The following is a 24,845-nucleotide window of genomic DNA, read 5'->3' as shown; positions in this document are numbered from 1 at the left end:
AAAATATATGGAAGAGGACGATCAATTGGTCGTTCTCTTTTTTGTTAAACGTATAAATCTGTCGGCCACTTTTTTACTTTTAGTAATGGGGCAAACAAGCTTTGATCAAAAAAAAATTATTGACCATTGGATTGAAAGTTCCGATGAAGACTTTCTTACTATGATGGCGATGTTTGAAAGTAAACGATACAGCTGGAGCTTATTTGTGGGTCATATTATGATCGAAAAATTATTAAAAGCTTACTTTGTTAAAGTTAATAATGAATTTCCACCATTGATCCATAACTTGCTTAGGTTATCTGAGAAGTGCAACATTGAACTTAGCGAAAATCAAAAATTATTCTTAATTTCAGTTACAGCTTTCAATATTAATGGCAGGTATGACGATTATAAAATGAGTTTTCAGAAGACTTGTACGCCGGAGTTTACAAATGATTGGATTGAACAATTGAAAGAACACAGACAATGGATAAAAAACTTATTAATACCATAGAGAAATATATCTCTTCTGTTTCTGAAAACCAGCCAGGATTTTTGAAAGCATTTTTATTTGGATCATATGCCAAAAACAATTTTGAGGCTGAAAGCGATATTGACATAGCTTTGGTGATCGATAATTTAAGCGACATAGAAAAATTTAATGTCCAGGTCAAATTAATGTTACTTGCCTCTAAAATCGATACCCGTATTGAACCTCATCCGATATCATTACAGGATTTGATGTCCGAGAACGACCCTTTTGGAAGTGAAATCCGTAAAACAGGAATTGAATTTCAGTTAAGTTGATCGACGTTTTTAAGCCAAAATAAAATACAACAACACCGTCATCAAAAAACTCACCATTCCCTGCAAACCCGTCAAAATGGTGTGCGTCTTATAAGTATCCTTTGCTGAAATGCCGGTAAATTGTGATACGACCCAAAACCATGCATCATTTGTATGGGATACGATCATGGCGCCGCTCCCTGCCGCCATAACCAATAACGTAATCTGTATCGGTGTTACAAAACCCAGCGTCGTGAGCAATGGCGCTATGATACTTGTAGTCAAAACCATCGAAGAAGTTGTTGATCCCTGTGCAGTTTTAAAAAATGCAGCGATCAAAAATGTTATGATTAATAAAAAAACACCTGACATTTCATTTCTCGTAAGCCATTCGCTGACCATATCTTTCAGAGAAGTTTCTTTCAATACCGCACCAAAGGCACCGCCGGCTCCCACCAACACGAGCGTAGTACCACAATGCTCAATTCCACTTTTGAAACATGAAATCATTTTCTCTGCTGCCTTTTCAGGAAAAAGCGAATAACTGAAAAATATAGCGAGTAAAAATGAAACGAGCGGACTACCAAAGAAGCCGGTCCACCGCGTCAGATTTTCCGGAAAATGTAAAATCCTTGCGAAGGATGCGAGTGTGATCAGTAAAATTGGAAGAAGAATGGGCATAAACGCTTTCCATGCAGGAGGCAATTTTTTCTCTAAACCGGACATGGGCTTCGCTGCAAAATCTTCCATGATCGGGACATTTTTTGCATACTTGCCGGCAAACCAGGTAGAGAGAAATAAACTGGGAATTGAAACAATCAGGCCTATAAGAATTACGAGTCCTACCGAATCAGCAATTCCAAGATTTCCAGCTGCCGAAAGCGGCCCGGGCGTTGGCGGAACAAGTGTATGCGTTGCAAATAATCCGCCGGAAAGTGAAAGTGCCACAACAGCCAATGGCTTTCCGGTTCTGGCTGCTACAATCTGATTTAGTTTATGTAAAATAATATATCCCGAATCGCAAAATACCGGAATACCCACAATTGCTCCGATCACAGACATGGCAAACGCAGGACGTTTTTCTCCGAACAATTTTAATATAACATCCGCCACTTTTATTGCCGCTCCGGATTGATCGAGAATTGAACCGATGACACAACCCAGTATCACCATCAGACCGATTTTTGACATTAACTCGCCAAAACCCTTTCCAATTGTCTCTGCCAGTTTATCAATGGGTAATCCTGCAAAGACTCCAACACCCAAAGCTGCCAGAAGCAGACCGGTTAGCGGGTGCATTTTCAGAACTGTTGAGCTTAGAACAATGAAAACAATAGCAACAAAAACAATCAGAACGATCATAAAGAAGCAAGAAGGCGGTTTATATTATAAAATTTTTAAAACTGCCTCATCTCCCATTACAGCATTCGCCGGTCTTGGATGTTCAGCATCGAATACTGCAAGGTCTTTTTGTTCCAACACTTTTGACGGAACTTCATCAATATTTCCCTGTGTATCCGACACTGCCTTGATATCCAGATTCAGATGTTTCGCCATAAAAATATACATCGCTTTCCGCTTATTCGGACCGTAATCGTGTTTTTCATCCGGCAAATGAACACTTTCGACAAGATTCTTTTTTCCGTAAAGTGCATATATTTTTTGCGTAAATGGGAATTCGACATTTGGAGTGTTTTTCGTCCAGTCGTCTCCATCAGAAGTTAACAGCATCGGTCGCGGCGCAGTAAGTGCAGCGATTTCAACATTATTAGTCTGGTATTCACCTTTTTTGTGGATAGGCATACCACTCTCGCAGACACAACCGCCAAAAAAATGTGCAGAAACCATCACGGTTGGCGCGGTCACTTTAACACGCTCATCTAACGCTGCCAGCAGAAAGGTTTGAGTTCCCCCACCCGACTCGCCGGTAACTGCAATACGTTGAGGATCAACACCTGGTAGTGATAGTAAAAAATCTATCCCACGCATGGCATTTATGGTTTGAAGCTTTAAGGCCTTTGAAAACTTATGCTGCGTCTGTTTGGAATCGCCTTGTCCGGCCATGTCCAGAACAAAAACGACAGCGCCCATTCTTGCCAATGTTGCGCAGCGCTTCTGGGTTTGTTCGCGGAACCGGCCATGCGGATTTTCTCCATGTCCGTGCGGACATAATATACCAGCATAGGATTTTTGTTTTTTAACAGGACGATATAGGTTTCCGGTCACATAAATTCCCGGCAAACTCTCGAACGCAACATTCTCGATCGTGTATCCATCCATTACCCGTTTGGTATGGATAATTGGTGCTGATTTAGGTTTTGGAGGGATATTTTCCAACTCCATTCCTTTACGTATCTGCGCTCTGATTTTCTGTGCTCTGGCTTCCCATTCCGCTTTGGTGGCGGGTTTATGGCTGTCTAGAAAGGCCTTTCCCTGAGCTTCGGTAAAATATGGCCCCTGGCAAAGCTCAGGCATTTGGGCAAATGTATTTAACCCAAATACCACGGCAAAACCTAGTAAAATCGTTCTTAATATTTTCATTTTCAGGTATCGTCAGATTATAAACTATCCTGAAAAGACGTTTCACCAATTTGACTACTGATATGCAGTCAGGTAATTCGTCATTTATTTAATATAATCTAGCCAAAAATAATTATCGGGAAAACTGTTCAATTATGGAACCGCTATCCTAACAAAACCTTTTAGAATTGAGGCATTTAACTCTCTCACTTCCCCTTTATATTCTCCATCGACCTGAAAATAAACTTCACGGTCAAGACATTCGATTTTCGCATTTTCAACAGAAAGCACTTCCATTACATCATGATCAAAAGATGCATTTCCGGTTAGAAACTTCGCCGTTTCAATAAAATCTATTCTTTTAGCAATCACAATTTCAAAAAGCCCGTCTGACATATCGCCAAATGGATTGATACTGATTCCCGTGCCATACTTTTTCGCATTTGCTATAATGACAACCAGTGCTTCCGTTTCTACCGTTGCACTTTCAGTTGTTATACGTACACGAAAATTTTCATGTTCATTAAGGGTTTTAAACATTTCCAAAGCATATCCCAGCTTCCCCCGCATATCACCATTTTCGTAATTTTTCACCAAAAGCGCATTCAATCCGATATCGCTCAGGTGGAGACTAATGTCATCATTAATGCGCACTGCATCGATGTGGCTGGAATTATCTCCGAACGCTACCTCAATCGCTTCATCGAGTCCGGACGGAAGTCCAAAATCGGCAGACAAACCGTTGGCTGATCCGGCAGGTATGATTCCAAAAACAATGTCAGTACCGGTCACTGCCTCAGCGACCATCGATATCGTACCATCACCGCCAGCAACCAGAATTCGGTCAGGGCACAGCTTTTTTACAAGGTTTCTTATTTCACCAAGATCATTGACACCCGTTGTGGAAAATATACTCAGGACATAATCATCCTCCTCCGCCTTGGCGGCCACTTTTAATAAAATTTCTTCTTTATCCTTATCACCGGATATAGGATTAACAACTAACAAAACCTTTCGTTCTGAAAACATATTGTCTAATTTAGGCACTTCAAGTGCATAAGGGTAAAGGTAAGATATGAAACGATGCGACTTAAAATTATACCGGGGCTACGCAAATAAAAACGAATTGGTTGTTTTTGGCCACGTAGTAGAAAAGTACCCGGAAGGTGATCACAAATATACCCGAAAAGGTTTCAGGTATGCACGGACAATCCTTCAACTCTTCTCAATAAAAACCATACCAAATTTAAGGGTTATTCTGAGAGTTGGTTCCGTTGTAGCGGAGACACAAACCCTGGAAGATGGCTACTTTCGCTTTCAAGTTCCTTTTACGGAACCCATGGAAGGAGGATGGCATCCCTACGAAGTGACTGTCGATGACCAGATTGATAAGCATAAGTATCAGGCGACCAGACAGGAAGAGTTTTTTAAACCATATGAAAGTTCTTATGGTATTATTTCAGATATCGACGATACCTTTCTGATCTCGCATAGCCGACGATCGTTTAAGAAGCTTTTTGTATTGCTCGCGAAAAACGTCCAGGCAAGAAAACCCTTTGACGACGTCGTAAAACACTATCAATTGCTTTCACTGGCGAGCAGGACAAATCCGATCCATCCAGCGAATATATTTTTCTATGTATCCAGCAGTGAGTGGAATTTATATGATATGATCATCCGTTTTGCTGAATTGAACGGTCTGCCAAAAGCAGTTCTCAAACTCAAAAAAATAAAATCCGGGCTGGACGATTTCATGATGACCGGCGCTGGTTCCCATGATCACAAGTTTCAAAAAATTCTGAATATAATTGAATTTTATCCGGAATTACAATTCATATTACTTGGCGACGATTCACAGCAAGATCCCGTGATCTATGAAGAAATATGTCAAATGTTTGCAGGAAATATAAGAGCTGTCTACATTCGCCAAACCCGGAAAAGGAGTAAATCTGACACAACGATACTTTTAAAGAAAATTCAGGACATGGGAATTGACACTTGTTACTTTTCTCACAGCAACAAAGCCATCATCCATTCGCTTGAAACAGGTATCGTATTTAAACAACCAACAGAAAATAATTTAACCTAATTAAATGGACATTTCCTACATTCTGAACGAGCTTGGAGAAGATCGCAGTCAATATTTTAATGCGGTTTCTCCTCCGATCGTGCAGACTAGTAATTTCGTATTTGATAGTTTTGAAGAGTTAAGGAATGCTTTTGCCAACGAAGAATCTACTTTTTTATATTCAAGAGGAAAAAATCCTACAATAGATATTTTAAGTAAAAAACTGGCAGCATTGGATGAAGCGGAAGATGCTTTGGTTTTCAATAGTGGTGCTTCGGCAATTTATTGCTCTGTGATGGCCAATGTAAAATCAGGTGATCATATCATTTCAATCAAAAAACCATATAGCTGGGCGATACGGCTTTTTGATAATGTGCTTACCCGTTTTGGGATAGAGACAACATACGTAGACGGGACAAGAATTGAAAATTTCAGAGATGCCGTCCGTCCAGAAACGCGGATTATTTATCTTGAAACACCTAATACATTAACTTACGAAATCCAGGATCTGGAAGCCGTTTCAAAGCTTGCCAAAAGCCTGAATATTATAACGATTGTTGATAACAGTTACTGCACACCTGTTTATCAAAAACCGCACGATTTCGGTATCGATCTGAGTTTACAATCCGGGACAAAATACCTTGGAGGACATAGTGATGTTCTTGCAGGCGTGTTGACAGGTTCCCGGGAAATGTTAAAAAAAATATTTAATGAACAACTGCTAAATACCGGATCAGGAATTTCGCCATTTAATGCCTGGCTGATTTTACGGGGATTACGGACTCTGCCTATGCGTTTGGAGCATATCTCAAAATCGACCATAAAGGTTATTGAATACCTCAAAAAACATCCAAAAATTGAAAAGGTACTGTTTCCATTTGATGAAAATTTCCCCCAGTTAGAACTGGCGAAAAAACAAATGAAAGGAGCGTGCGGACTTTTTACAATTGTTATTAAAGCGAGTTCACATCAACAGATCGAACGTTTTACGTATTCTTTAAAACATTTTCTGGTGGCAGTTTCCTGGGGCGGCCATGAGTCGTTGATTCTGCCTCAGGCCGGCGGACTTGCGCCGGAGGATTTTGATCCATCAATCGAGCTGCATCGGATGGCGCGTATCTATATTGGTTTTGAGGATCCTGATTATCTGATCAAAGACATGGAACAAGCATTGGAAGTACTTTAGAGAGTTTTGAATTAGTTTTCCCGTAAATTTAAATTCAAAGAAACGACCTGAACAATTATATGAAAAATATACTCATTGTCGAAGATGACAGGCGTATCGCGCAAAACATTTTCCGGGGACTACACGCTGAAAACTTCGAAGCAGAAATTGCTTATGACGGAATCACAGGTAAAAATCTGGCACTAAGCAAAAAGTTTGACCTGGTTTTGCTGGATGTAAATCTTCCCGGCCTGAAAGGATATGACGTTTGTCAGCAGATCCGGGTTTATAAGCCTCTACTGCCCATCATTATGCTAACAGCTTATGGTGAGATTGAAGATAAAGTGGAAGGTTTGAACAAAGGAGCGAATGATTATATCGTCAAGCCATTCGACTTCAGAGAATTAATGGCACGGATCAATGCTGCCCTACGCGTTTCTGAATTGAATAATCCTGAGTCTGAAAACCAGACGTTACGCATTGCAGATCTGGAATTAAATGTAGGAACCAAGGAAGTTATTCGCGCCGGAAAGTCGATTGAATTAACTGCGAAAGAATTCGCTTTGTTAGAATATTTTTTACTACACCGCGGACGAGTAGTTTCCAAAATGGATCTTGCTGAGCATGTTTGGCACCTGAATTTTGACCCGGGAACGAATGTCGTTGAAGTTTATATCAATTATCTACGTAAAAAAATTGATAAAGATTTCACTACCAAATTGATACACACGCGGCCAGGTCTGGGATATATCATGAAAGAAGAATAATCTGGCAAGGCTTATATCAAATACCGTTACATCAAAAAATTACTTTTTTGTGAAAATAAAAGACAGGATTGCGCTGCAATTTACCTTGATGGTGGCAGTTATTTTACTGCTTTTTTCAATAGCCGTTTACAGCGTATCTGCACGATATCGTCAGGAAGAATTTTATGACAGGCTTAAAAGTAAGGCGCAAACAACCTGCCGGCTGCTTGTCAAAGTGAAGGGTATTGACAAGGATCTTCTCAGGACTATTGACATGAACACGCTTACCGAGATGCTTGATGAAAAAGTCCTGATATTTAATACAAAAGATGAATTGGTTTATTCCAGTGTGGATGACAAGCTGATCACCTATCATAAGGAGTTGCTCGGGCAAGTCCGCCAGAATAAAGAAATAGAATTTTTGCAGGATCAAAGTGAAACGATTGGTCTGCTTTATGAGGAAGGAGATGAACCTTTGGTTGTGCTTGCTTCTGCGTATGACAAATTCGGCCGCAATAAATTAGAAAATTTACTGCAAACATTGGCATGGGGCCTCATCGGCGGAATAGGATTAACTGTGGCATTAGGCATTTATTTTGCCAGTAATTCCTTAAAACCGATCAGTGCTATTAACAGTCAGGTTTCAAAAATCACAGCCAATAATCTTGCTCAAAAACTGGATGAAGGAAACCGGAAAGATGAAATCGCGCAGCTCGCTATAAATTTCAATACTGTTTTAGGTCGGTTAAATAAAGCTTTTGAACAGCAAAAAAGTTTTGTTTCCCACGCTTCACATGAACTGCGAACGCCCCTTGCTGCATTGAAATCCGAGATTCAGTTAGGACAGCGTTTTGCTAAAAATGACCCCAATCTTGAAGAAGTTTTTGCCAATCTTTTTTCAGATACTGAAAGGTTAATTAGTATTACCAACAACCTGCTTTTCCTTGCCCGTTCCATAGAGAATATGGGTAATATGAAATTCACACCAGTGCGGGTCGAAGATCTGGCATTTATGGCGAAAGAGGAAATATTATCCTCTTTCCCGAATTACGCAGTTTTCATTGATTATGTAAATATACCTGATAATGAGAACGATACGATCATTGAAGGTAATGAAGAACTACTAAAAAGAGTATTGCTCAATCTAATCGATAATGCCTGCAAATATTCTTCGAACAACACTGCCAGGATTCTTTTCGAAACCAACGAAACCGACTGTATCATTAAAATTACTGACGAGGGAATTGGGATTAATAAAGAAGATATCCCCTATCTTTTTGATCCATTTTACCGCTCATCACACACGAGCGAAGTTCCGGGTTTTGGTATTGGCTTGTCAATTTGCCAACGTATTGTCGATCTTCATCACGGCAGTATTGCCGTGCAAAGTGAGCCTGGAAAAGGGAGTGAATTTAAGGTGACATTAAAGCACGTATAGCATTCTAATTTTTTTCTAAGGTTATTCTAAGCCTCCTGTAATACCGGGTTCCGAATATCGCATCTTTCTAACAATGCGTTTATGCGAACTCACATCACCGGACTGCTGCTACTATTTTCATTAAGTTTACGAGCCCAGGACACGCTGCGGCTTACAATCCAACAAGCGGATAGTATTTTTTTACAACACAACCTCCAGCTTTTGGCGGAGAAATATCAGATTGATATCGCCAAATCGCAGGAGATTCAGGATAAGCTCTGGAATAATCCAACATTGACTGCTGAAATAAGCGCTTATAACCCATCCCGCGGGTTTCTGGATGTTGGCCGCCAGGGTCAGAAAGCTTTCACCATTCAGCAATTAATTACCAGGGCGGGCAAGAGAAATAAACGTGTGGCACTGGATGTTGAATCGACCCGGAAAAGCGAATTCCAGTTTTATGATCTGATCCGCACGTTGAAATTTGAACTCCGAGAAATTTTCTTCGAATCTTATTTCCTGAACCAGACAATCGCTTTATACGACACGCAGATCGCAACTTTAAACACAACCGTTACTGCTTTTGACAAAGAATATGATCGTAAGAATATTTCTTTAAAAGAAGTAGTCAGACTTAAAGCATTGCTGTTTCAACTAACCAATGATCGCGCCGATATCCTTTTTGAGCTAACCGAAAATCAGCGAGATCTGAAAACGCTTTTGAATTCTGAAAATCCTGTCAAGCCTGTTGTCGATAGCTCAGATATCAGTCGTTATCAGCTTAAAAATTACAATCTCGCTTTGTTAAAGGATCGCGCTTTGCAAAGTCGCCCTGATCTAAAAGTTGTCGAATCCGAAACAAAACAGTCAGAATTAAATTATACTCTGCAAAAAGCACTGGCCGCACCGGATATTCAGATTGGCGGAGTATATGACCAGGCGAGTAATTATGCCAATAATTATTTCGGTTTGAATGTTACCGTTGATCTTCCCTTTTTCAACAGGAACCAAGGCAATATCAGAGCCGCCAAAAGTAATATCAGTTATTTCAAAACAGGAGAAACGGCGAAACAAAGCAGTATCAAAAACGAAGTAGATGCTGCTTTACAAAAAGTATTTGTTGCTGAAAAGGCTTACAAAAGTGTCGAAAATCATTTTACAGATCAATTCACATTACTAAGCAAGGGCTTCTACGACAACTTTCAGAAACGCAATATCACGCTGCTGGAATTTATAGACTTTATTGAAACCTACAATGAAAGTACCAGAGAATTCAACCGGTTACAAGCCGACCGGATTAAGGTATATGAGGAGCTCAATTTCGTAGTTGGCGAGGAACTGTTTAATTAATAAAGACTGAAATTCTTATAAATATCCGGATGAAAGCTGAAAGTAAGCAACAAAATCGATCATTTTACGAAGCAAAAACTGGCCTGAGAACAAGTTTGGTCTATGTATGTTCACTTGCTTTGATGAGCCTCTGTTTCCCATCCTGCCATAAAGCAGAGGAAAAACAGGAAGAATCAAAGGCATTTATGTTATCTGATACCATGATGAACCGCATCAGACTCGACACTGTAAAAACAGAGATCGTCAGAAATGAATTGACATTGGTCGGGAAAGTAGTGCCTGATGAAAATCAAATCATCAAAATTTTCCCTCTTGTAGGGGGAAATGTGGAAGATGTAAATGCGGAGCTGGGCGACAACGTGAAAAAAGGTCAGAAACTGGCGACAATCCGTTCCGGAGAAGTAGCAGATTTCGACCGCCAGATGATCCAGGCACAATCTGATCTTCTGATCGCTCAGAAAAATCTATCCTCTACGGAAGACCTTTATGAGAGTAAGTTAGTACCTGAAAGAGACGCGATTACCGCCAGGCAGATGGTGGATAAAGCGCAGGCCGAAGTAAGCAGGATGAAGGAAATATTTTCGATTTATGGTTTAAGTAAATCCACCAACTATACGGTCAAGTCTCCAATCGATGGTTTCATTATTTCAAAAAATGTGAACCGGGGGATGCAGCTTCGTTCTGACAATTCTGAAGCATTGTTTACTGTCGGACAAATCGCCGATGTCTGGGTTTTGGCTAATGTTAACGAAAGCGATATTCCAAGAATCAAAATAGGAATGACCGCAGATGTGCATACGATCAGTTTCCCTGATGAAACTTTCAAAGGAAAAATTGACAAGATATATAACGTTTTAGACCCGGAAACCAAAGCCATGCAAGTGCGCATTCAGCTGAATAATGTCGGTTTTAAATTAAAACCGGAAATGCATGCAACTGTGACCCTGAATTTTGAAGAGAGTAATCAAATGCAGGCTATTCCTTCCCAGTCAATCATTTTTGACCGCAGCAAAAACTGGGTAATGATTTTCCATAGCCGCAGCAATATTGAAGCACGTCCTGTGGAAGTATACCGGACATTGACCAACCGCGCTTATATAAGCAAAGGACTAAAAGATGGCGAGCAGGTGATTTCAAAAAATCAATTGCTAATCTACAATGCAATTAATGATTGAATGGGTGAATGATAGAATGAGTGAATGTTGACTCATTCTATCGTCGTACCAGCGACCCAATCAATATTCTGTCATTTAAAATTCCATCATTCAAAATTTATTTTAATGAATAAATTCATTAGAGGAATCGTAGGTTTCTCTCTCAAAAACAGATTTTTTATTTTCTTTCTGACGGGCCTGCTGATCGTGGCCGGAGTGGTCAGTTACAAGAGCACTCCCCTGGAAGCATTTCCGGATATAACAAATACACAAATCATTATCGTATCACAATGGCATGGCCGTAGTGCCGAAGAAATTGAGCGGTTTGTGACCCAGCCTATTGAAATTGCGATGAACTCCGTGCAACGGAAGGCAAACGTAAGAAGTGTTACGATGTTTGGACTTTCAGTCATCAAAATTATTTTCGATGACGATGTGGAAGATTTTTTTGCTCGTCAGCAAGTTAACAATCAGCTACGGACCGTTTCCTTGCCTGATGGCGTGGATCCGGAAGTTCAGCCACCATATGGACCTACCGGAGAAATTTTCAGGTATTCACTTGAAAGCAAAGACCGGGATAGCCGGGAATTACTGACACTTCAAAATTGGGTTATCGACCGCCAGCTTCGCAGTGTTCCCGGCGTGGCCGATGTTGTCGCTTTTGGTGGAAGGGAGAAAATCTATGAAGTTCAGGTAAACCCAACCAAACTGGTAAAATACAACATCACTCCCCTTGAAGTCTACGAAGCCGTCACCAAAAGTAATGTAAACGTGGGCGGAGACGTGATCGAAAAAAATAGTCAGGCGTACGTGGTAAGGGGAATTGGTCTGCTCGAATCAACACAGGATATAGAAAATATTATTGTCCAGTATGTGAAGGATTATCCCGTACTGGTAAAAGATGTTGCCGAGGTAAAAGAGTCAGATCTTCCACGTGTCGGTCAGGTCGGTTTAGGGAAAAATGATGATGTCGTTGAAGGTATTGTCGTACAGCGAAAAGGTGAAAATCCAAGTGAAGTACTGGCAAGAATCAAAGACAAGATTGATGAACTGAATACAAAAATTCTCCCACCGGATGTTAAAATGGTCACATTTTATGACCGTGATAATCTGATCGAGTTTTGCGCAGATACTGTGAAACACAACCTGGTTGAAGGTATCGTTTTTGTTACAGTTATTGTATTCCTTTTCATGGCTGACTGGCGTACAACGGTTATTGTTTCCATTATTATTCCCCTCGCGCTGCTTTTTGCATTTACCTGCCTGAAATTGAAAGGTATGTCGGCGAACTTACTATCGATGGGGGCGATTGACTTCGGGATAATCATTGACGGGGCCGTGGTCATGGTCGAGGGAATTTTCGTGGCCCTGGACCACCTTGCCCATAAAAACGGAATGGACCGGTATAACAAACTGTCCAAACTTGGATTAATAAAAAAGACGGGCGGTGAAATGGGGAAAGCAATTTTCTTCTCAAAATTAATCATCATTACTGCTCTGCTTCCGATTTTTAGTTTTCAGAAAGTGGAAGGGAAAATGTTCAGCCCATTGGCATTTACTCTTGGTTTTGCGCTGCTCGGTGCGTTGTTCTATACGCTGACACTTGTACCGGTTTTATGTTCATTCTTACTAAATAAAAACGTCCGGGAGAAAAATAATCCGATCGTCAATTTTTTTGATAAGATCGTCATGGGAGGTTTTAACTGGTGCTTTGGACATAAGAAGATCAGTTTCATATTTGCATCTTTATTTTTGGGTATTTCTCTTTTCTCATCCACATGGCTTGGAACTGAGTTTTTGCCGCAACTCAACGAAGGCGCGCTTTGGGTCACGGCCGAGTTGCCCATGAGTATGTCACTTCCCGAAAGTGTAAAAATGGCGGGAGATATCCGAAAAGACCTGGCTACTTTTCCAGAAGTTAAACAGGTACTTTCGCAGGTAGGCCGTTCCAACGATGGCACTGACCCAAATGGATTCTACTTTTGCCAGTTCCAGGTAGATTTGGTTCCAAAGAAAGAATGGAAAAGAAAGATCAGCAACGAGCAACTTACGGACGAGATGAACAAGCTACTGAGCGTTTATCCCGGTGTTTTGTACAATTATTCTCAACCTATTGTTGACAACGTTGCTGAAGCGGTGGCTGGATATAAGGCCAGTAATGGTATCAAAATCTTTGGCCCAAACCTCGAAGAACTGGAGAAATATGCTAACCTTTCAATGGATGCCATCCGTGATGTCAATGGAATTAAAGATCTTGGACTTATCCGTAATATTGGCCAGCCAGAAATAAGTGTGATTCTGCATGACCACAAGATGGCTCAGTATGGAGTCAGTACTGCTGATGTTCAGGCGGTAATCGAGATGGCCATTGGAGGCAAGACAGCCTCAGTGCTTTATGAAGGTGAACGCAAATTCGATATTCGTCTTCGTTATCAACAGCAGTACCGGCGCGATGAACAGGATATTCAGCAATTGATGGTACCGACGATGGCCGGTGGAAAAATTCCATTGAAGGAAATTTCGAGTATCAAGAAAGTGACTGGCCCAGCATTCGTTTACCGTGACAATAATAAACGTTTCATCGGGGTGAAATTTTCTGTACGTGGCCGTGACTTAGGAGGTACCATTGCCGAAGCACAGCAACGTGTAAAAGAAAAATTCCCTGACCTCCCAAAGGGTTATTCAATTGAATGGGTTGGAGAATTTGAAAACCAGGTTCGCGCTACTGACCGTCTCGGACAAGTTGTCCCCATTAGTCTCGTTGGTATTTTTATTCTGCTGTTTATTATGTTCAGTAATGCGAAAGACGCCGGCCTTGTTTTGGTTAACGTCCCGTTTGCCCTGATCGGTGGTATATTGGCGCTACATGCGACCCATATGAATTTCGGTATCTCGGCCGGCGTAGGATTTATTGCACTCTTCGGCTTGTGTGTCCAGAATGGCGTAATTCTGATTTCAGTCTTCAATAAAAATCTTGCAGAACATATGCCACTTGATGATGCCATCCGAGAGGGTGTCAAATCCAGGATCAGGCCAGTGGTCATGACCGCACTCATGGCTGCTATCGGCCTGCTTCCCGCCGCCACTTCAACCGGTATTGGTTCTGAAACACAAAAACCACTAGCCATCGTCGTAATCGGCGGATTAATTACAGCGACAATTCTGACCTTATTGATCTTCCCGATCATCTACGGTTTCTTTAACAGGAAGAAAAGAGTTACTGCATAAAATTATCTGGAAATTCATCTTATCCCCGCGTCAGAACCTGATGCGGGGATTTTTTTATTTATAGGTTCCTAGTCAAAACAGGCCATCTCGCAGACAAAAACTGCCTCCCTGTCGATACCATTCCTAAGCGATTAAACTCAGTTTAAAAACTGCTGTCTTACTACCATGAAAGCACAGAAAGTGCCGAATTTTAACCTTAAAAAACCAGAAACCATGAAAAAGATAATGTTCTCAATAATCGTGTTATTAGGTCTTTCAGCAGCTCAGGAATCCAATGCTCAGATCAGTTTAAGTATCAACATCGGAAGTCAGCCAGCATGGGGACCAACCGGTTACAATCATGTTGATTTTTATTATCTGCCGGATATTAATGCTTATTATGATGTGACAAGATCGCAATATGTTTATCAAAACGGGCCGCAATGGGTTTATACATCATCTTTGCCGTCTCGTTATCGCAATTATGATATTTACAATTCATACAAGGTGGTTGTGAACGAACAGAGACCTTTCCTACATAACAATGTTCATATTTCTCAATATGCAAGATATAAAGGAAACCATAACCAGCAGATCATTCGTGACAGCCGCGACGAGCGTTATTACCAAAGCGCAGGACATCCGAAATACCAGGTAAAAAAAGATGACCGTAACCGTGGATACGTAAATAATAACGATAGAAACGACCGTTATGACAGAAATGATAATGGAAGAAGTAATGACAAAGGTTATCGCAGAAACTAAATAAAGATAAACCCCGGACAAGCACGTGGCTTGTCCGGGGTTTATCTTTATAATTTCAAATCAAATCAGGTTAAATTACGAGTTAATTTTACCCGAGAAGCTGATCGTAAATGTAGTCCCCACTCCTTCTTCAGATTGCACATCGATTCGCCCGTGATGCGTATGCAGAATATTCAAAGTTGTAGCTAAACCAAGTCCCATTCCATGTTTCTTGCCTGTGAAATAAGGTTCGAATATTTTATCCATATTCTCTTCACTAATTCCGGAGCCGTTGTCAGCAAAAATCACCTGTAAGGAATCGGATTGCAAACGCGTCGTAATTCTCAAAACACCGGTATCTTCGTCCATTGCTTCAATGGCATTCGTGATCAAATTCAGAAATGCCATTTGCAGAGAAACTGAATCCAGCGGAATAGCAAAATCCTCTTCTGCAAAAACCTTAACGATTTGAATTCTTTTCAGCTGAACGCGATCATAAGCGGTTGCAATCGCTTCATCCAAAACCTGATGAATCGATTGATCCACAAGATTTACGTCCGTAGAACTGGATGGCTGTAATAACTGGGTGATCAAATCATTGATCCGCGTACAGTTCCGTTTTATAATTTGCGTATAAAATTTCTGATCTTCATCTACCAGCTCCATTTCCAACTGTTCAGCCGAAAGGTTTACGTTGGTGAGAGGATTCCGGACTTCATGTGCCAGCATCCTTACAAGCCGGCTTGTAACCGCCAATTTCTCAGAAAATAAACGCTCTCGTTCCGACTGCTTTCTTGCCGTAATATCATGTAACCTGCCTTGGACATAAGGATTGTCCTCATCCATTTCCATAGAAGCAGAGAAAACGCAATATTTTTTCTCTCCGTCATTGGTTACTAAACGCACCTCAAAATCCTGAATTGATCTATCCTGAATTCCTTCCCAAACACTTCCGAAAAGTGGATCATCCACCATTTCCAGAATATTTTTACTTTTCAGTTCTTTGGGCAAATAACCTGTCAAAGTGCATGCAGAAGTATTAAAATCGGTGATGACACCTTCAAGGTCGCTGATAAAAAGAAAATCATTTGATTCTTCAAAAACACGTCTGTATCTACGCTCACTATGGCGCAGGGCTTTCAACACAGAAGTACGTTCCAACGCGTAACGGATGGTACGTTCCAGTTTCTCTGAATCAAGCTCATTTTTGATAAGATAATCCGCAGCGCCAAGCCTTAATGCCTCAACTGCTACTTTGGTATCGCCTTTTCCTGTCAAAAGAATAATGGGCTCTTCGCATTCCAGTGTGCAGGCCTCCTCGATCAGGTCAATACCGTTGCGTTCACCAAGCAAATAATCAAAAAAATACAGATCGAATTTCTTGTTCTGAATATTATGAATAGCCTCCTTATACGTAGAGCACCAGGTAATATCGAATTTCCAATTAATCAGATCACCAAAATATTCTCTGGTTAGAAAGTAGTCATCTTCATCATCGTCAACCAGAAGTACGCTAATAACTTTGCTATTCATTATAATCCGAAATTGATATTTATTCTTTTAATTGGAATGGTATAGTTAAGACAATGAAACGCCTCATATTGTTTAATATTGGCTCACAGGAAGAATGATTTCAAAGGTCGCTCCCTGATCAGGAACTCCAAAGGCATCAATAATTCCGTGATGTCCTTCCACGACCTTTTTGCAAACAGATAACCCGATGCCCGCCCCTTCATATTCGGAACGACCACCTAAACGCTGAAAGATCGTAAAAATACGGGATGCATTTTCATTTGAAAACCCTATCCCATTGTCCTCAACTTTAATTTTGATATATCTTATATCTTCTGATAACTTCCGCTGCAGAACTTCTGCAAAATGTACATCAGCTAATTTGATAGAAATTATCGGATCCGTATCTGCTTTGGCAAACTTTAAAGAATTTGAGATCAGGTTAAGAAAAAGCTGTGACATCTGCGTTGGATTTGCATCAATAACAGGCAGGTCATCGACATCAACGGTTGCTTTTCTTGTCTGAATCGTCACTTCCAGATCACTTAATGTAGTTTTTAGTATTTCATTAAGATCAGTCGGTTCGAAGATTTTTGACGAACTTGTGACCTTTGAAAATTCAAGCAGATTGTTGATCATATTCTGCATTCTACGGGACGAGCTGAGAATCCTATCCAGATACAAACGGTTTTCCTCATCCAGACTATCCTTTGATCTGGTTTGAAGCCGCTCGCCAAACGACACGATTTTGCGGAGTGGTTCCTGCAAATCGTGAGAGGCGACATAGGCAAATTGTTCCAGATCTGAGTTGGAAGTATTAAGATCACTTACTTTTTGTTCCAATTCACGCTGAATATCACGAAGCATGGAAACGTTGAAAGCGGTTCCGATAGAAATCGGGTTTCCTGTATTTTCATCAATCGTGTTGTGACCTTTGGCATACAAGTGTTTTTCCTGACCATCCTCGGAAATAATCCTGAATTCCAGAACATAAGTTTCTGTATAAGCAAGAATGTTTCTCAATTTCTCGGTGATCATGTCGACATCATCCGGATGAATATTCTTCCTGAAAATATTGATGTCCGATTTCGATGAAATCAAATCTTCAGACTTGTAACCCATCAGCCTGTACATTCCCTCTGTCCAATCAAATTTCGAAGTTTTAATGTCCCAGATCCAGCTGCCGAATTCCATCGTTTCCTCAGCTTCAGCAGACAGCTTTCTAAATTGTGAGGTATTAATCTCATTCTGTTTTTCAACAGAAATATCAGTCAGGGTATATAAAAAATTGTCATCAAGAGAAGACCTTGTAATTCTGCACCAGATGCCCGATTTCTCAAACCTGAAATCCAAGCTTCCGGACATATTAAGTCCATCAAAATTTGTATGCTCACCAAAAATTGACTTTTCGGTGAGTCCTGTTAATTCAGTTATTCCTGTCAACTTTTGAGCAGTTGGATTTATAAAAATGCAGCTTGATTCTCCGGCATTGCTACCGCTTCTGTCAGCAGGTATACTGCAAACAATAAATCCCGTTGTTGATGCATTGATAATCTCCTCAAATGAAAAAAGGCATAATTGATTTTCCAATTTCTTAAATATCAAATTGTTTCATTTTGTTATACAGGGTTTTACGATCGATGTTCAATAAACGCGCAGCTTTACTTTTATTGAAATTTACATCACGTAATACTTGCATAATCATATCATATTCCGCCTCGTTTGCGACTGTCTTCAAACTTGGCTTAGAATCTTCGCTTTCCACAGCCTCCTGTGTGACTGGTGCAGTAATAACGGGTGCAGAAATTTCTTCATCAAGATCTTTCAGTTTGCTGTAATTGACGATTTCAAATGGCAGAGACTTTTCTTCAATAAACTCCCCATCAGAAAGTAAAGTGGCGCGTTTTATCACATTTTTCAGTTCGCGCAAGTTTCCTGGCCATGAATAATTTACAAAATCCTTCATCACCTCATCCGAAAATCCTTTTACATTCTTGCCTAATTCCGCATTCGTTGTATCCAAAAATGTTGTAGCGAACAGCAAAAGATCATCTTTACGGTTTCTCAAAGCAGGCACCTCAATTGTGAATTCATTGAAACGATAATAAAGATCTTCTCTGAATTTTCCATTTCTGGCTGCATCCAAAAGTCTTTCATTACTCGCCACAATAATCCTCACATCCAGATCAATTTCTTTGGAAGCACCGATTCTGCGCATTTTACGCTCTTGCACTACACGTAACAGAGCCACTTGTATTTCATAAGACAAGTTGGAAACCTCATCCAAAAATAAAGTTCCGCCATTTGCCATTTCAAAATGACCAATTTTGGTTTGTAGCGCGCCGGTAAATGATCCTTTTTCATGACCAAAAAGTTCGCTTCCGGCAAGTTCTTTTGAAATTGCACCGCAGTCCATCGCTACAAACGGCATATCCTTTCTGCGCGACCGGTTATGAATTTCATGCGCGATCGCCTCTTTTCCGGATCCACTTTCACCATAAATAATTACGCTGAAATTAGTAGGTGCGACAAGATCAACCTGACGAAACAAATTATCAGCAATTTCACTTTGACCCATCACGTAACCCGCCTTCATTTTGTGGGTCGTTTTGCGGCCTGGTTTTACAGCCGTGACAGTATCAGTATTTCCAGCAACATATTCCGTTTCTCCTGATTTTTCAGATTCCGCATCTGCCAAAGCTTTTTTAACAGTTACCAGTATCTCGTCTGGAAAAAGAGGTTTTGTGATGTAATCGTAAGCACCAAGTTTCATTACATTTACCGCCACCTTGATATCAGAGTAACCGGTAATGATCAAAACAGGAACGTGAGGGCGTTTTGATTTAATGGCATTTAGCAACTCGGTACCCGTGATATCCCCAAGACGGAAATCGGTCATAACCAGGTCTGGCTCAAAAGATTCAATTAACAGCAGCCCGTCTTTTCCAGTTTGGGCTGTTTCAACAATGAAATCATTTTTAGATAAAAATCTCTTTAAAAGGAAGCAAATATCCGCTTCGTCATCAACCACTACTATTTTTTTCATGTGGAATAAAATGCTTTCTTAATTAAATGGTAACCCGAAGTCGGGCGGTTGGTATATTTAATTGCTCTCTGTATTTGGCAACTGTACGACGTGCGACTGAATATCCTTTTTCTGATAGCAAATCGGTAATTTGCTGATCGTTAAACGGATGTCTCTTATCCTCTGCCGCCGTAATTTCCCGAATAGCCTCCTGAATTTCACGGTTGGATACTTCCGTTCCGTCCTCGTTGGTAACTCCTTCGGTAAAGAGATCCTTTAATAAAACAATACCAAAAGGTGTCTGAACATATTTATTCGTCGTGACCCGCGACACAGTCGAGATGTCCATATCAATAATTTCCGCCACATCTTTCAGGATCATTGGTCTTAATTTTTTGATATCTCCTGTCTGAAAATAATCGTATTGAAGTTTGACGATAGCTCTCAAAGTGCTCAACATGGTATTTTCACGTTGTTTGATCGCATCGATAAACCACTTGGCGGAGTTCATTTTATTTTTTAAAAACTGATTAGTCGCCTTATCAATTTTCTGTTCTGCCATTTGCGTAAAAAGCTTGTTCAGGCGCAAGGCAGGACTATTTCCCCAGGTAAGCTGCACTTCGATTTCACTGTCTTCGATATACCGAAGCATAAAATCCGGCTTAATGCTCTCATTTACAAGGCTGTCATTGCGAAGTCCTGATGCAGGTTTTGGATTTAGTGTAGTAATCAGCTGAATGGCCTTTTTCAAACATTCTTCGTCTATTCCCAAAACGCGCATAATTTTGTCGTAATTACGCGAACCTAGCTCATCAAACGTATCAGAAACAATTTTGTAAGCCCAGCCCCAGCATTCGTCCTGGTTTTCTATACGTTGCAGCTGAATTAACAAACATTCTCTCAGATCTTTTGCAGCAATTCCGGGAGGATCAAGCTGCTGGATTACACGAAGCATTAATTCAACCTCCTCAGTATCGATGAACATGCTATTGGCAAAAGAGATATCATCCGCAATCACTTCGCTCTCACGTCTCAAAAACCCGTCTTCATCAAGAGAATCCAGAATAAAATCTGCTACAAGCTGCTGTCTTTCATCCAGTCTTAAAAAATGCACCTGCTGTTTTAAATCGTCTCTGAAAGATATTGACTCGACCATCGGCCGCGTATACAATTCATTATCAGCAGATTGATTATTGGCATATGTTTTGTAATCCGGGATGTCGTCATCTCTGAACTCGTCCCAATCCTGATAGTCCTGTACGGACGGATAATCATCATCTCCTGATCCCACAGAATCATCAGTATCCTGGAATTCCTCCACAGGATCCTCAGATGCAGTTTCTTCCTTACCCTCTTCAAGTATAGGGTTTTCCTCCAATTCTTCTTTAATTCTTTGTTCAAGCTCCATTGTTGTCAAATGCAATAGATTGAGCATTTGGATCTGGAGGGGAGAATATTTAAGGGTCTGTCGTTGCGTCTGCGTTTGTCTTTGCATAGAGCAATTATTCTAATATTAAAAGTTCTCTTTAATGATATCGTTTGAAACTGAAACCTGTATATTTCGGACGAGCCGAAAACGCACATCAAAAGGGCCCCATTCGTTGATTTACTACGTACATCATCTAAATTTACTACACTTTATCCTAACTTACTTAACCTTAGTTGGCAAAATGTAAATATTGCGTACATATTTCTACATTCTGAGTATATTAATACGAAATGTAGATTTTTCGCACAAAGCCTGAAATATGAAACTATCTACGTCCAGTCTTTTAAACCGAAGTCTTTCTGAAAAACAGCTATCACGCATTACAAGGATTCTTTTTGGCATTTCATTGATACTAATTATTGCACTTTCATATAGTTACAATGAAATCAATCAGGAACTTGTCAACTATTCAGAAAAAGTCAATCAGACGCAGCAGGTGATCAGTGGCCTTAATCGGCTTTCATCCGCTATGTATGAATCAACGCATCACACAAATTCTTACGTATATCTACACGATACTATCTATATTAACAAAACGCTTGCCGCCGTTTATGCTGTTCCGAAATTGGCAAAAAAAATTGACTCTCTAATTACCGACGACGGTGCTCAGCAAAAACGACTAAATTCCCTTCAAATACATATAGAAAAATTTCGTGATTACACCGAGCGAATCGCTCGGCCAGCCACGCTGGTAAATCCTGCTGCTGTTTATGCGCTCTACAGAAAGAGAAATCAGGAGATTGATTCGATGACTAAGCTAATATCAGAAATGAACAAACTCGAAAATCAGCTTATGTATACGCGTGTCCAAAGCCGGGACAATTACATGCAGCAGGTGTATCGCTATAACTGGATTATCATGCTTGTTGCCGTTGTTTTACTTTCTTCTGCATTTATCCTCCTTGACCGCGAATTACGGCGGAATCGGTTTTACCGTATTGATCTTGAAAATAAAATTGAAAATTTGAATCGGTCCAATAGTGAATTGGAACAGTTTGCTTATGTCGCTTCTCACGATTTGCAGGAACCGCTGCGAAAAATCCGTTCATTTTCCGACAGGCTCTTGAACCGCCACCGATCGGAACTATCAGATGAGGCATTCCAAATGTTAGCTAAGATTGATAGTGCAGCGCAGAGAATGCAAAATCTCATTTATGATTTATTGTCGTTTTCCAGAATTGTTAGAACAAGTGCTGATTCAAAACTGATTAACCTGAACACGATACTGGCAGAAGCCAAATCCAATCTTTCGGAGATGATTATGGAAAATAAAGCTTCTATCCATAATGAACCATTGCCTTCAATAGATGGTTTCGGCTCTCAAATGGTTCAGCTTTTTCAAAACCTTATTTCTAATTCCGTAAAATATCATCAGGAAAATATAAGACCTGTTATTCGAATTTCGCATAGATTAGTCGAGGGCCAGGTTATTCCCGGAGTAAAGCCGTCGCATCAGAACATTCAATTTCACCAGATCAAATTTGCTGACAACGGAATAGGATTTAAAAAAGAGTTTGCTGATAAGATCTTTATCATCTTTAAGAGACTACACGCAACTACCGAGTTTGCCGGAACGGGAATCGGACTTGCGATTTGCAGAAGAGTCGTATCGAATCATAACGGATATATTTTTGCAGAAAGTACCGAGGGGGAAGGCTCAAATTTTTACATATATTTGCCAAAAGAATCCATGCTGACCTAAATAACCCAGATAAAACGTAATGATTGAACTGAATTTCAGAATCCTAAATGTGCCAGAATTCCTCCTATGAACAACGGATCAATTTTAATGGCAGACGATGATGCCGATGATCGTTTCCTTGTTCAAGCTGCATTTGAAGATAATCGCTTGGTAAATACGATTGTGTTTTTTGAAGACGGCGAGCAGTTACTCGAATATTATATCACAGAAAATCCAAATATACCTCACTTGATTTTCCTAGACCTTAATATGCCAAAGAGAGATGGGAGAGAAGTTTTGAAAGTGATAAGAAAGAGTGACAAATGGGACAATGTCCCAATCATTATTTTCAGTACATCCAATGCCCCGGATGATATTTTAGCTTCATATCAACTAGGCGCAAATTGTTATCTTGTGAAACCTTCCAGTTACGAAGAGCTGAAAGATTTAATACTAAGCGTGCATAAATTTTGGCTGCGGAGATTATAATGTGATCCTAGTTAAAGGACCACATTTTCCTTCGTGATTCTGATATTATCATCAGTTTCTTCTGTCGCGTTTTTAACCCACCGTAAACCTTTCAACAAAACTTCTCTACCTTCCTCTACGCCATATTTGAGAATGACTTTCTCTACAATAATTGGCGCCAAAAAGTTTAAGGGAACTGGAAGCCTTTTCAGTACAGTTTTGGCTAGTATCGCTCCCATACCAAGCTCCACACCCTTACCTGCAACACCACCGGGCGCCGAAGTAGAAAATAAATCTTTTGCAAAAGAAGCGGCAGAGAAAAGTGACTTTTCCGCTTTTTCAATAGTTGTATTTTTCATAAGTATATTGATTATAAAATCCAGATAACCTTTTGAGGTTACCTGGATTTAAATTTTTTAGCTATATCTGTTTACTTCATCAGCAGCATCATCTGCAAGATCTTCTGCTTTGTCTGTAAGATCATTTTTATATTGTTGTCCTTTGTCTTTCAGTTCCTCGGCTGAACTTACAACTTTGGCTTTGCTTTTTTCAAGGGCATCAATCAGCTCACTTGCCAGGCTGTTGGTTCTTTTCTTGATTTTCTTTCTTGTCTGCGTTCCTTCCTCAGGAGCGAAAAGCATTCCTATTACTGCACCAGCCGCTGCTGCGGTTACGATTCCCCAAAAAACTTTACCGTTTATCATGACAATGGATTTAAAATGATGACAAATTTAATTTAACAAATAAAAATATTAAAAACTTGTTCCCGATAAATTACTCAATTATTGAATAATTATAACTATTTAAAAACCAGATATTTACGATTATAGATATAATTATTCAAAGATTAAATTAACCATAGCGAACGAAAATTAAAAAATACTACTACACATTTCTGGAAGCCGTTTCTACAATGTGGGTAAGCTTTCGACTTAGCATATCATTTTACACAGGAATATAGCATTCTGGCTCTAATTAATGGCAAGATTATTGTTGAATGTCAAATTAGAAATGTGTAAGTGAGACTTCTAGACGCACATTTATTTAATTTTTTTACAAACTAAACACTTCCGTTTTTCAGTTTATTAAATCTTTTTAGAATTCTGGCCATGAAAATTGTAATTATTGAGGATGAGAAAGACTTAGGAATATTGATGCGCAATTTTTTGGTCAAACAACTCAATGTAAAGACACCTGATATCGTTAAAATTGCTACAACACTTGCCGAGGGAAAAGCTTATATCAACCAATTAAATCCGGAATGGGTCTTTATTGACAACAATTTGCCAGATGGAAAAGGGATTAACGAAATTGAGGATATCAAAAAATCAGGAAATGAGTATCACAGGAAAGTTGTGATGATGAGCGCGATGACAAATCTTCGCGAAGAAGCGTTGAAAAAAGGAGCTGATTACTTTCTAGACAAACCGATCAGTTTTGTGGAAGTGAGAAGTCTTTTCGTTGCAAACAATGACTGATTTTACCCCAATTCCACACAATTTTTGCAGCATTTTCCCACTATGAGTACATAATT

General features: G+C 40.0%; 22 protein-coding genes. 13 read left to right on the top strand and 9 right to left on the bottom strand.

The genetic code is table 11. The features are described 5' to 3' along the window. Nucleotides 1-7: 7 nt before the first annotated feature. Nucleotides 8-493, top strand: coding sequence for a HEPN domain-containing protein (locus L0657_RS11695; RefSeq protein WP_235150980.1), 486 nt, complete (start codon nucleotides 8-10; stop codon nucleotides 491-493). Next, nucleotides 466-786 carry a nucleotidyltransferase domain-containing protein gene (locus L0657_RS11690; protein WP_235150979.1) on the top strand — a complete coding sequence of 107 codons (321 nt, stop codon included), beginning with the start codon at nucleotides 466-468 and terminating at the stop codon, nucleotides 784-786. The genes L0657_RS11695 and L0657_RS11690 overlap by 28 nt, the downstream gene beginning before the upstream one ends. Before the next feature lie 9 nt (nucleotides 787-795). On the opposite strand, the gene L0657_RS11685 is transcribed toward L0657_RS11690, so the two are convergent. The 3 genes from L0657_RS11685 to L0657_RS11675 all read right to left on the bottom strand — a co-directional run bounded on the left by L0657_RS11685 (nucleotide 796) and on the right by L0657_RS11675 (nucleotide 4,314). Then, nucleotides 796-2,127, bottom strand: a complete 1,332-nt coding sequence (locus L0657_RS11685) for a GntP family permease (RefSeq protein ID WP_235150978.1) — start codon at nucleotides 2,125-2,127, stop codon at nucleotides 796-798. 24 nt (nucleotides 2,128-2,151) lie between these two features. Next, entirely contained in the window at nucleotides 2,152-3,306 is a 1,155-nt protein-coding gene (locus tag L0657_RS11680) for a S9 family peptidase (RefSeq protein WP_235150977.1), read from the bottom strand. Between the two features lie 132 nt (nucleotides 3,307-3,438). After that, nucleotides 3,439-4,314 carry a diacylglycerol kinase family protein gene (locus tag L0657_RS11675; RefSeq protein ID WP_235150976.1) on the bottom strand — a complete coding sequence of 292 codons (876 nt, stop codon included), beginning with the start codon at nucleotides 4,312-4,314 and terminating at the stop codon, nucleotides 3,439-3,441. A 46-nt stretch (nucleotides 4,315-4,360) separates the two neighbouring features. On the opposite strand from L0657_RS11675, the gene L0657_RS11670 reads away from it, so the two are divergent. The 8 genes from L0657_RS11670 to L0657_RS11635 all read left to right on the top strand — a co-directional run bounded on the left by L0657_RS11670 (nucleotide 4,361) and on the right by L0657_RS11635 (nucleotide 15,157). Further along, nucleotides 4,361-5,374 carry an App1 family protein gene (locus L0657_RS11670; protein WP_235150975.1) on the top strand — a complete coding sequence of 338 codons (1,014 nt, stop codon included), beginning with the start codon at nucleotides 4,361-4,363 and terminating at the stop codon, nucleotides 5,372-5,374. Nucleotides 5,375-5,378: 4 nt separating this feature from the next. Then, complete coding sequence (locus tag L0657_RS11665; RefSeq protein WP_235150974.1) at nucleotides 5,379-6,539, top strand: PLP-dependent aspartate aminotransferase family protein; 1,161 nt, start codon at nucleotides 5,379-5,381, stop codon at nucleotides 6,537-6,539. A 59-nt stretch (nucleotides 6,540-6,598) separates the two neighbouring features. Continuing rightward, nucleotides 6,599-7,285, top strand: a complete 687-nt coding sequence (locus tag L0657_RS11660; protein WP_235150973.1) for a response regulator transcription factor — start codon at nucleotides 6,599-6,601, stop codon at nucleotides 7,283-7,285. Between the two features lie 49 nt (nucleotides 7,286-7,334). Further along, entirely contained in the window at nucleotides 7,335-8,702 is a 1,368-nt protein-coding gene (locus tag L0657_RS11655) for a cell wall metabolism sensor histidine kinase WalK (RefSeq protein WP_235150972.1), read from the top strand. 81 nt (nucleotides 8,703-8,783) lie between these two features. Next, nucleotides 8,784-10,031, top strand: coding sequence for a TolC family protein (locus L0657_RS11650; RefSeq protein ID WP_235150971.1), 1,248 nt, complete (start codon nucleotides 8,784-8,786; stop codon nucleotides 10,029-10,031). Between the two features lie 122 nt (nucleotides 10,032-10,153). Beyond that, nucleotides 10,154-11,206: an efflux RND transporter periplasmic adaptor subunit gene (locus L0657_RS11645; RefSeq protein ID WP_235151399.1), complete on the top strand. Its 1,053-nt coding sequence runs from the start codon at nucleotides 10,154-10,156 to the stop codon at nucleotides 11,204-11,206. Between the two features lie 105 nt (nucleotides 11,207-11,311). Further along, nucleotides 11,312-14,413 carry an efflux RND transporter permease subunit gene (locus L0657_RS11640; protein WP_235150970.1) on the top strand — a complete coding sequence of 1,034 codons (3,102 nt, stop codon included), beginning with the start codon at nucleotides 11,312-11,314 and terminating at the stop codon, nucleotides 14,411-14,413. Nucleotides 14,414-14,626: 213 nt separating this feature from the next. Next, the gene (locus L0657_RS11635; RefSeq protein WP_235150969.1) at nucleotides 14,627-15,157 is read left to right on the top strand and encodes a hypothetical protein; all 531 of its coding nucleotides are present in this window, start codon (nucleotides 14,627-14,629) and stop codon (nucleotides 15,155-15,157) included. Between the two features lie 75 nt (nucleotides 15,158-15,232). Here the strand turns inward: L0657_RS11635 and L0657_RS11630 are convergent, their stop codons facing one another. The 4 genes from L0657_RS11630 to rpoN all read right to left on the bottom strand — a co-directional run bounded on the left by L0657_RS11630 (nucleotide 15,233) and on the right by rpoN (nucleotide 21,168). Then, nucleotides 15,233-16,669, bottom strand: a complete 1,437-nt coding sequence (locus L0657_RS11630; RefSeq protein WP_235150968.1) for a hybrid sensor histidine kinase/response regulator — start codon at nucleotides 16,667-16,669, stop codon at nucleotides 15,233-15,235. A gap of 72 nt (nucleotides 16,670-16,741) precedes the next feature. Then, the gene (locus tag L0657_RS11625) at nucleotides 16,742-18,238 is read right to left on the bottom strand and encodes an ATP-binding protein (protein ID WP_235150967.1); all 1,497 of its coding nucleotides are present in this window, start codon (nucleotides 18,236-18,238) and stop codon (nucleotides 16,742-16,744) included. Nucleotides 18,239-18,242: 4 nt separating this feature from the next. Next, a complete protein-coding gene (locus tag L0657_RS11620; protein ID WP_235150966.1) occupies nucleotides 18,243-19,694 on the bottom strand; it encodes a sigma-54 dependent transcriptional regulator in 1,452 nt (483 codons plus the stop codon). A gap of 22 nt (nucleotides 19,695-19,716) precedes the next feature. Next, on the bottom strand, nucleotides 19,717-21,168 hold the full coding sequence (gene rpoN, locus L0657_RS11615; protein WP_235150965.1) for an RNA polymerase factor sigma-54: 1,452 nt from the start codon (nucleotides 21,166-21,168) through the stop codon (nucleotides 19,717-19,719). A 253-nt stretch (nucleotides 21,169-21,421) separates the two neighbouring features. Between rpoN and L0657_RS11610 the strand changes: the two genes are divergently transcribed. Together L0657_RS11610 and L0657_RS11605 are read left to right on the top strand one after the other, a co-directional pair. After that, nucleotides 21,422-22,864 carry an ATP-binding protein gene (locus L0657_RS11610; RefSeq protein WP_235150964.1) on the top strand — a complete coding sequence of 481 codons (1,443 nt, stop codon included), beginning with the start codon at nucleotides 21,422-21,424 and terminating at the stop codon, nucleotides 22,862-22,864. A 66-nt stretch (nucleotides 22,865-22,930) separates the two neighbouring features. Continuing rightward, complete coding sequence (locus tag L0657_RS11605; RefSeq protein WP_235150963.1) at nucleotides 22,931-23,332, top strand: response regulator; 402 nt, start codon at nucleotides 22,931-22,933, stop codon at nucleotides 23,330-23,332. An 11-nt stretch (nucleotides 23,333-23,343) separates the two neighbouring features. On the opposite strand, the gene L0657_RS11600 is transcribed toward L0657_RS11605, so the two are convergent. Together L0657_RS11600 and L0657_RS11595 are read right to left on the bottom strand one after the other, a co-directional pair. Next, on the bottom strand, nucleotides 23,344-23,670 hold the full coding sequence (locus L0657_RS11600; protein WP_235150962.1) for a hypothetical protein: 327 nt from the start codon (nucleotides 23,668-23,670) through the stop codon (nucleotides 23,344-23,346). Between the two features lie 57 nt (nucleotides 23,671-23,727). Continuing rightward, a complete protein-coding gene (locus tag L0657_RS11595; protein ID WP_235150961.1) occupies nucleotides 23,728-24,015 on the bottom strand; it encodes a YtxH domain-containing protein in 288 nt (95 codons plus the stop codon). A 405-nt stretch (nucleotides 24,016-24,420) separates the two neighbouring features. Between L0657_RS11595 and L0657_RS11590 the strand changes: the two genes are divergently transcribed. Continuing rightward, nucleotides 24,421-24,789: a response regulator gene (locus L0657_RS11590; protein ID WP_235150960.1), complete on the top strand. Its 369-nt coding sequence runs from the start codon at nucleotides 24,421-24,423 to the stop codon at nucleotides 24,787-24,789. The last annotated feature ends 56 nt before the right edge of the window (nucleotides 24,790-24,845 follow it).

Origin of the sequence: Dyadobacter sp. CY345 (assembly GCF_021502725.1) — a bacterium.
Classification (GTDB): domain Bacteria; phylum Bacteroidota; class Bacteroidia; order Cytophagales; family Spirosomataceae; genus Dyadobacter.
The sequence above is the reverse complement of the archived record's forward strand: the minus strand, read 5'-3'. Positions and strand labels throughout refer to the sequence as shown.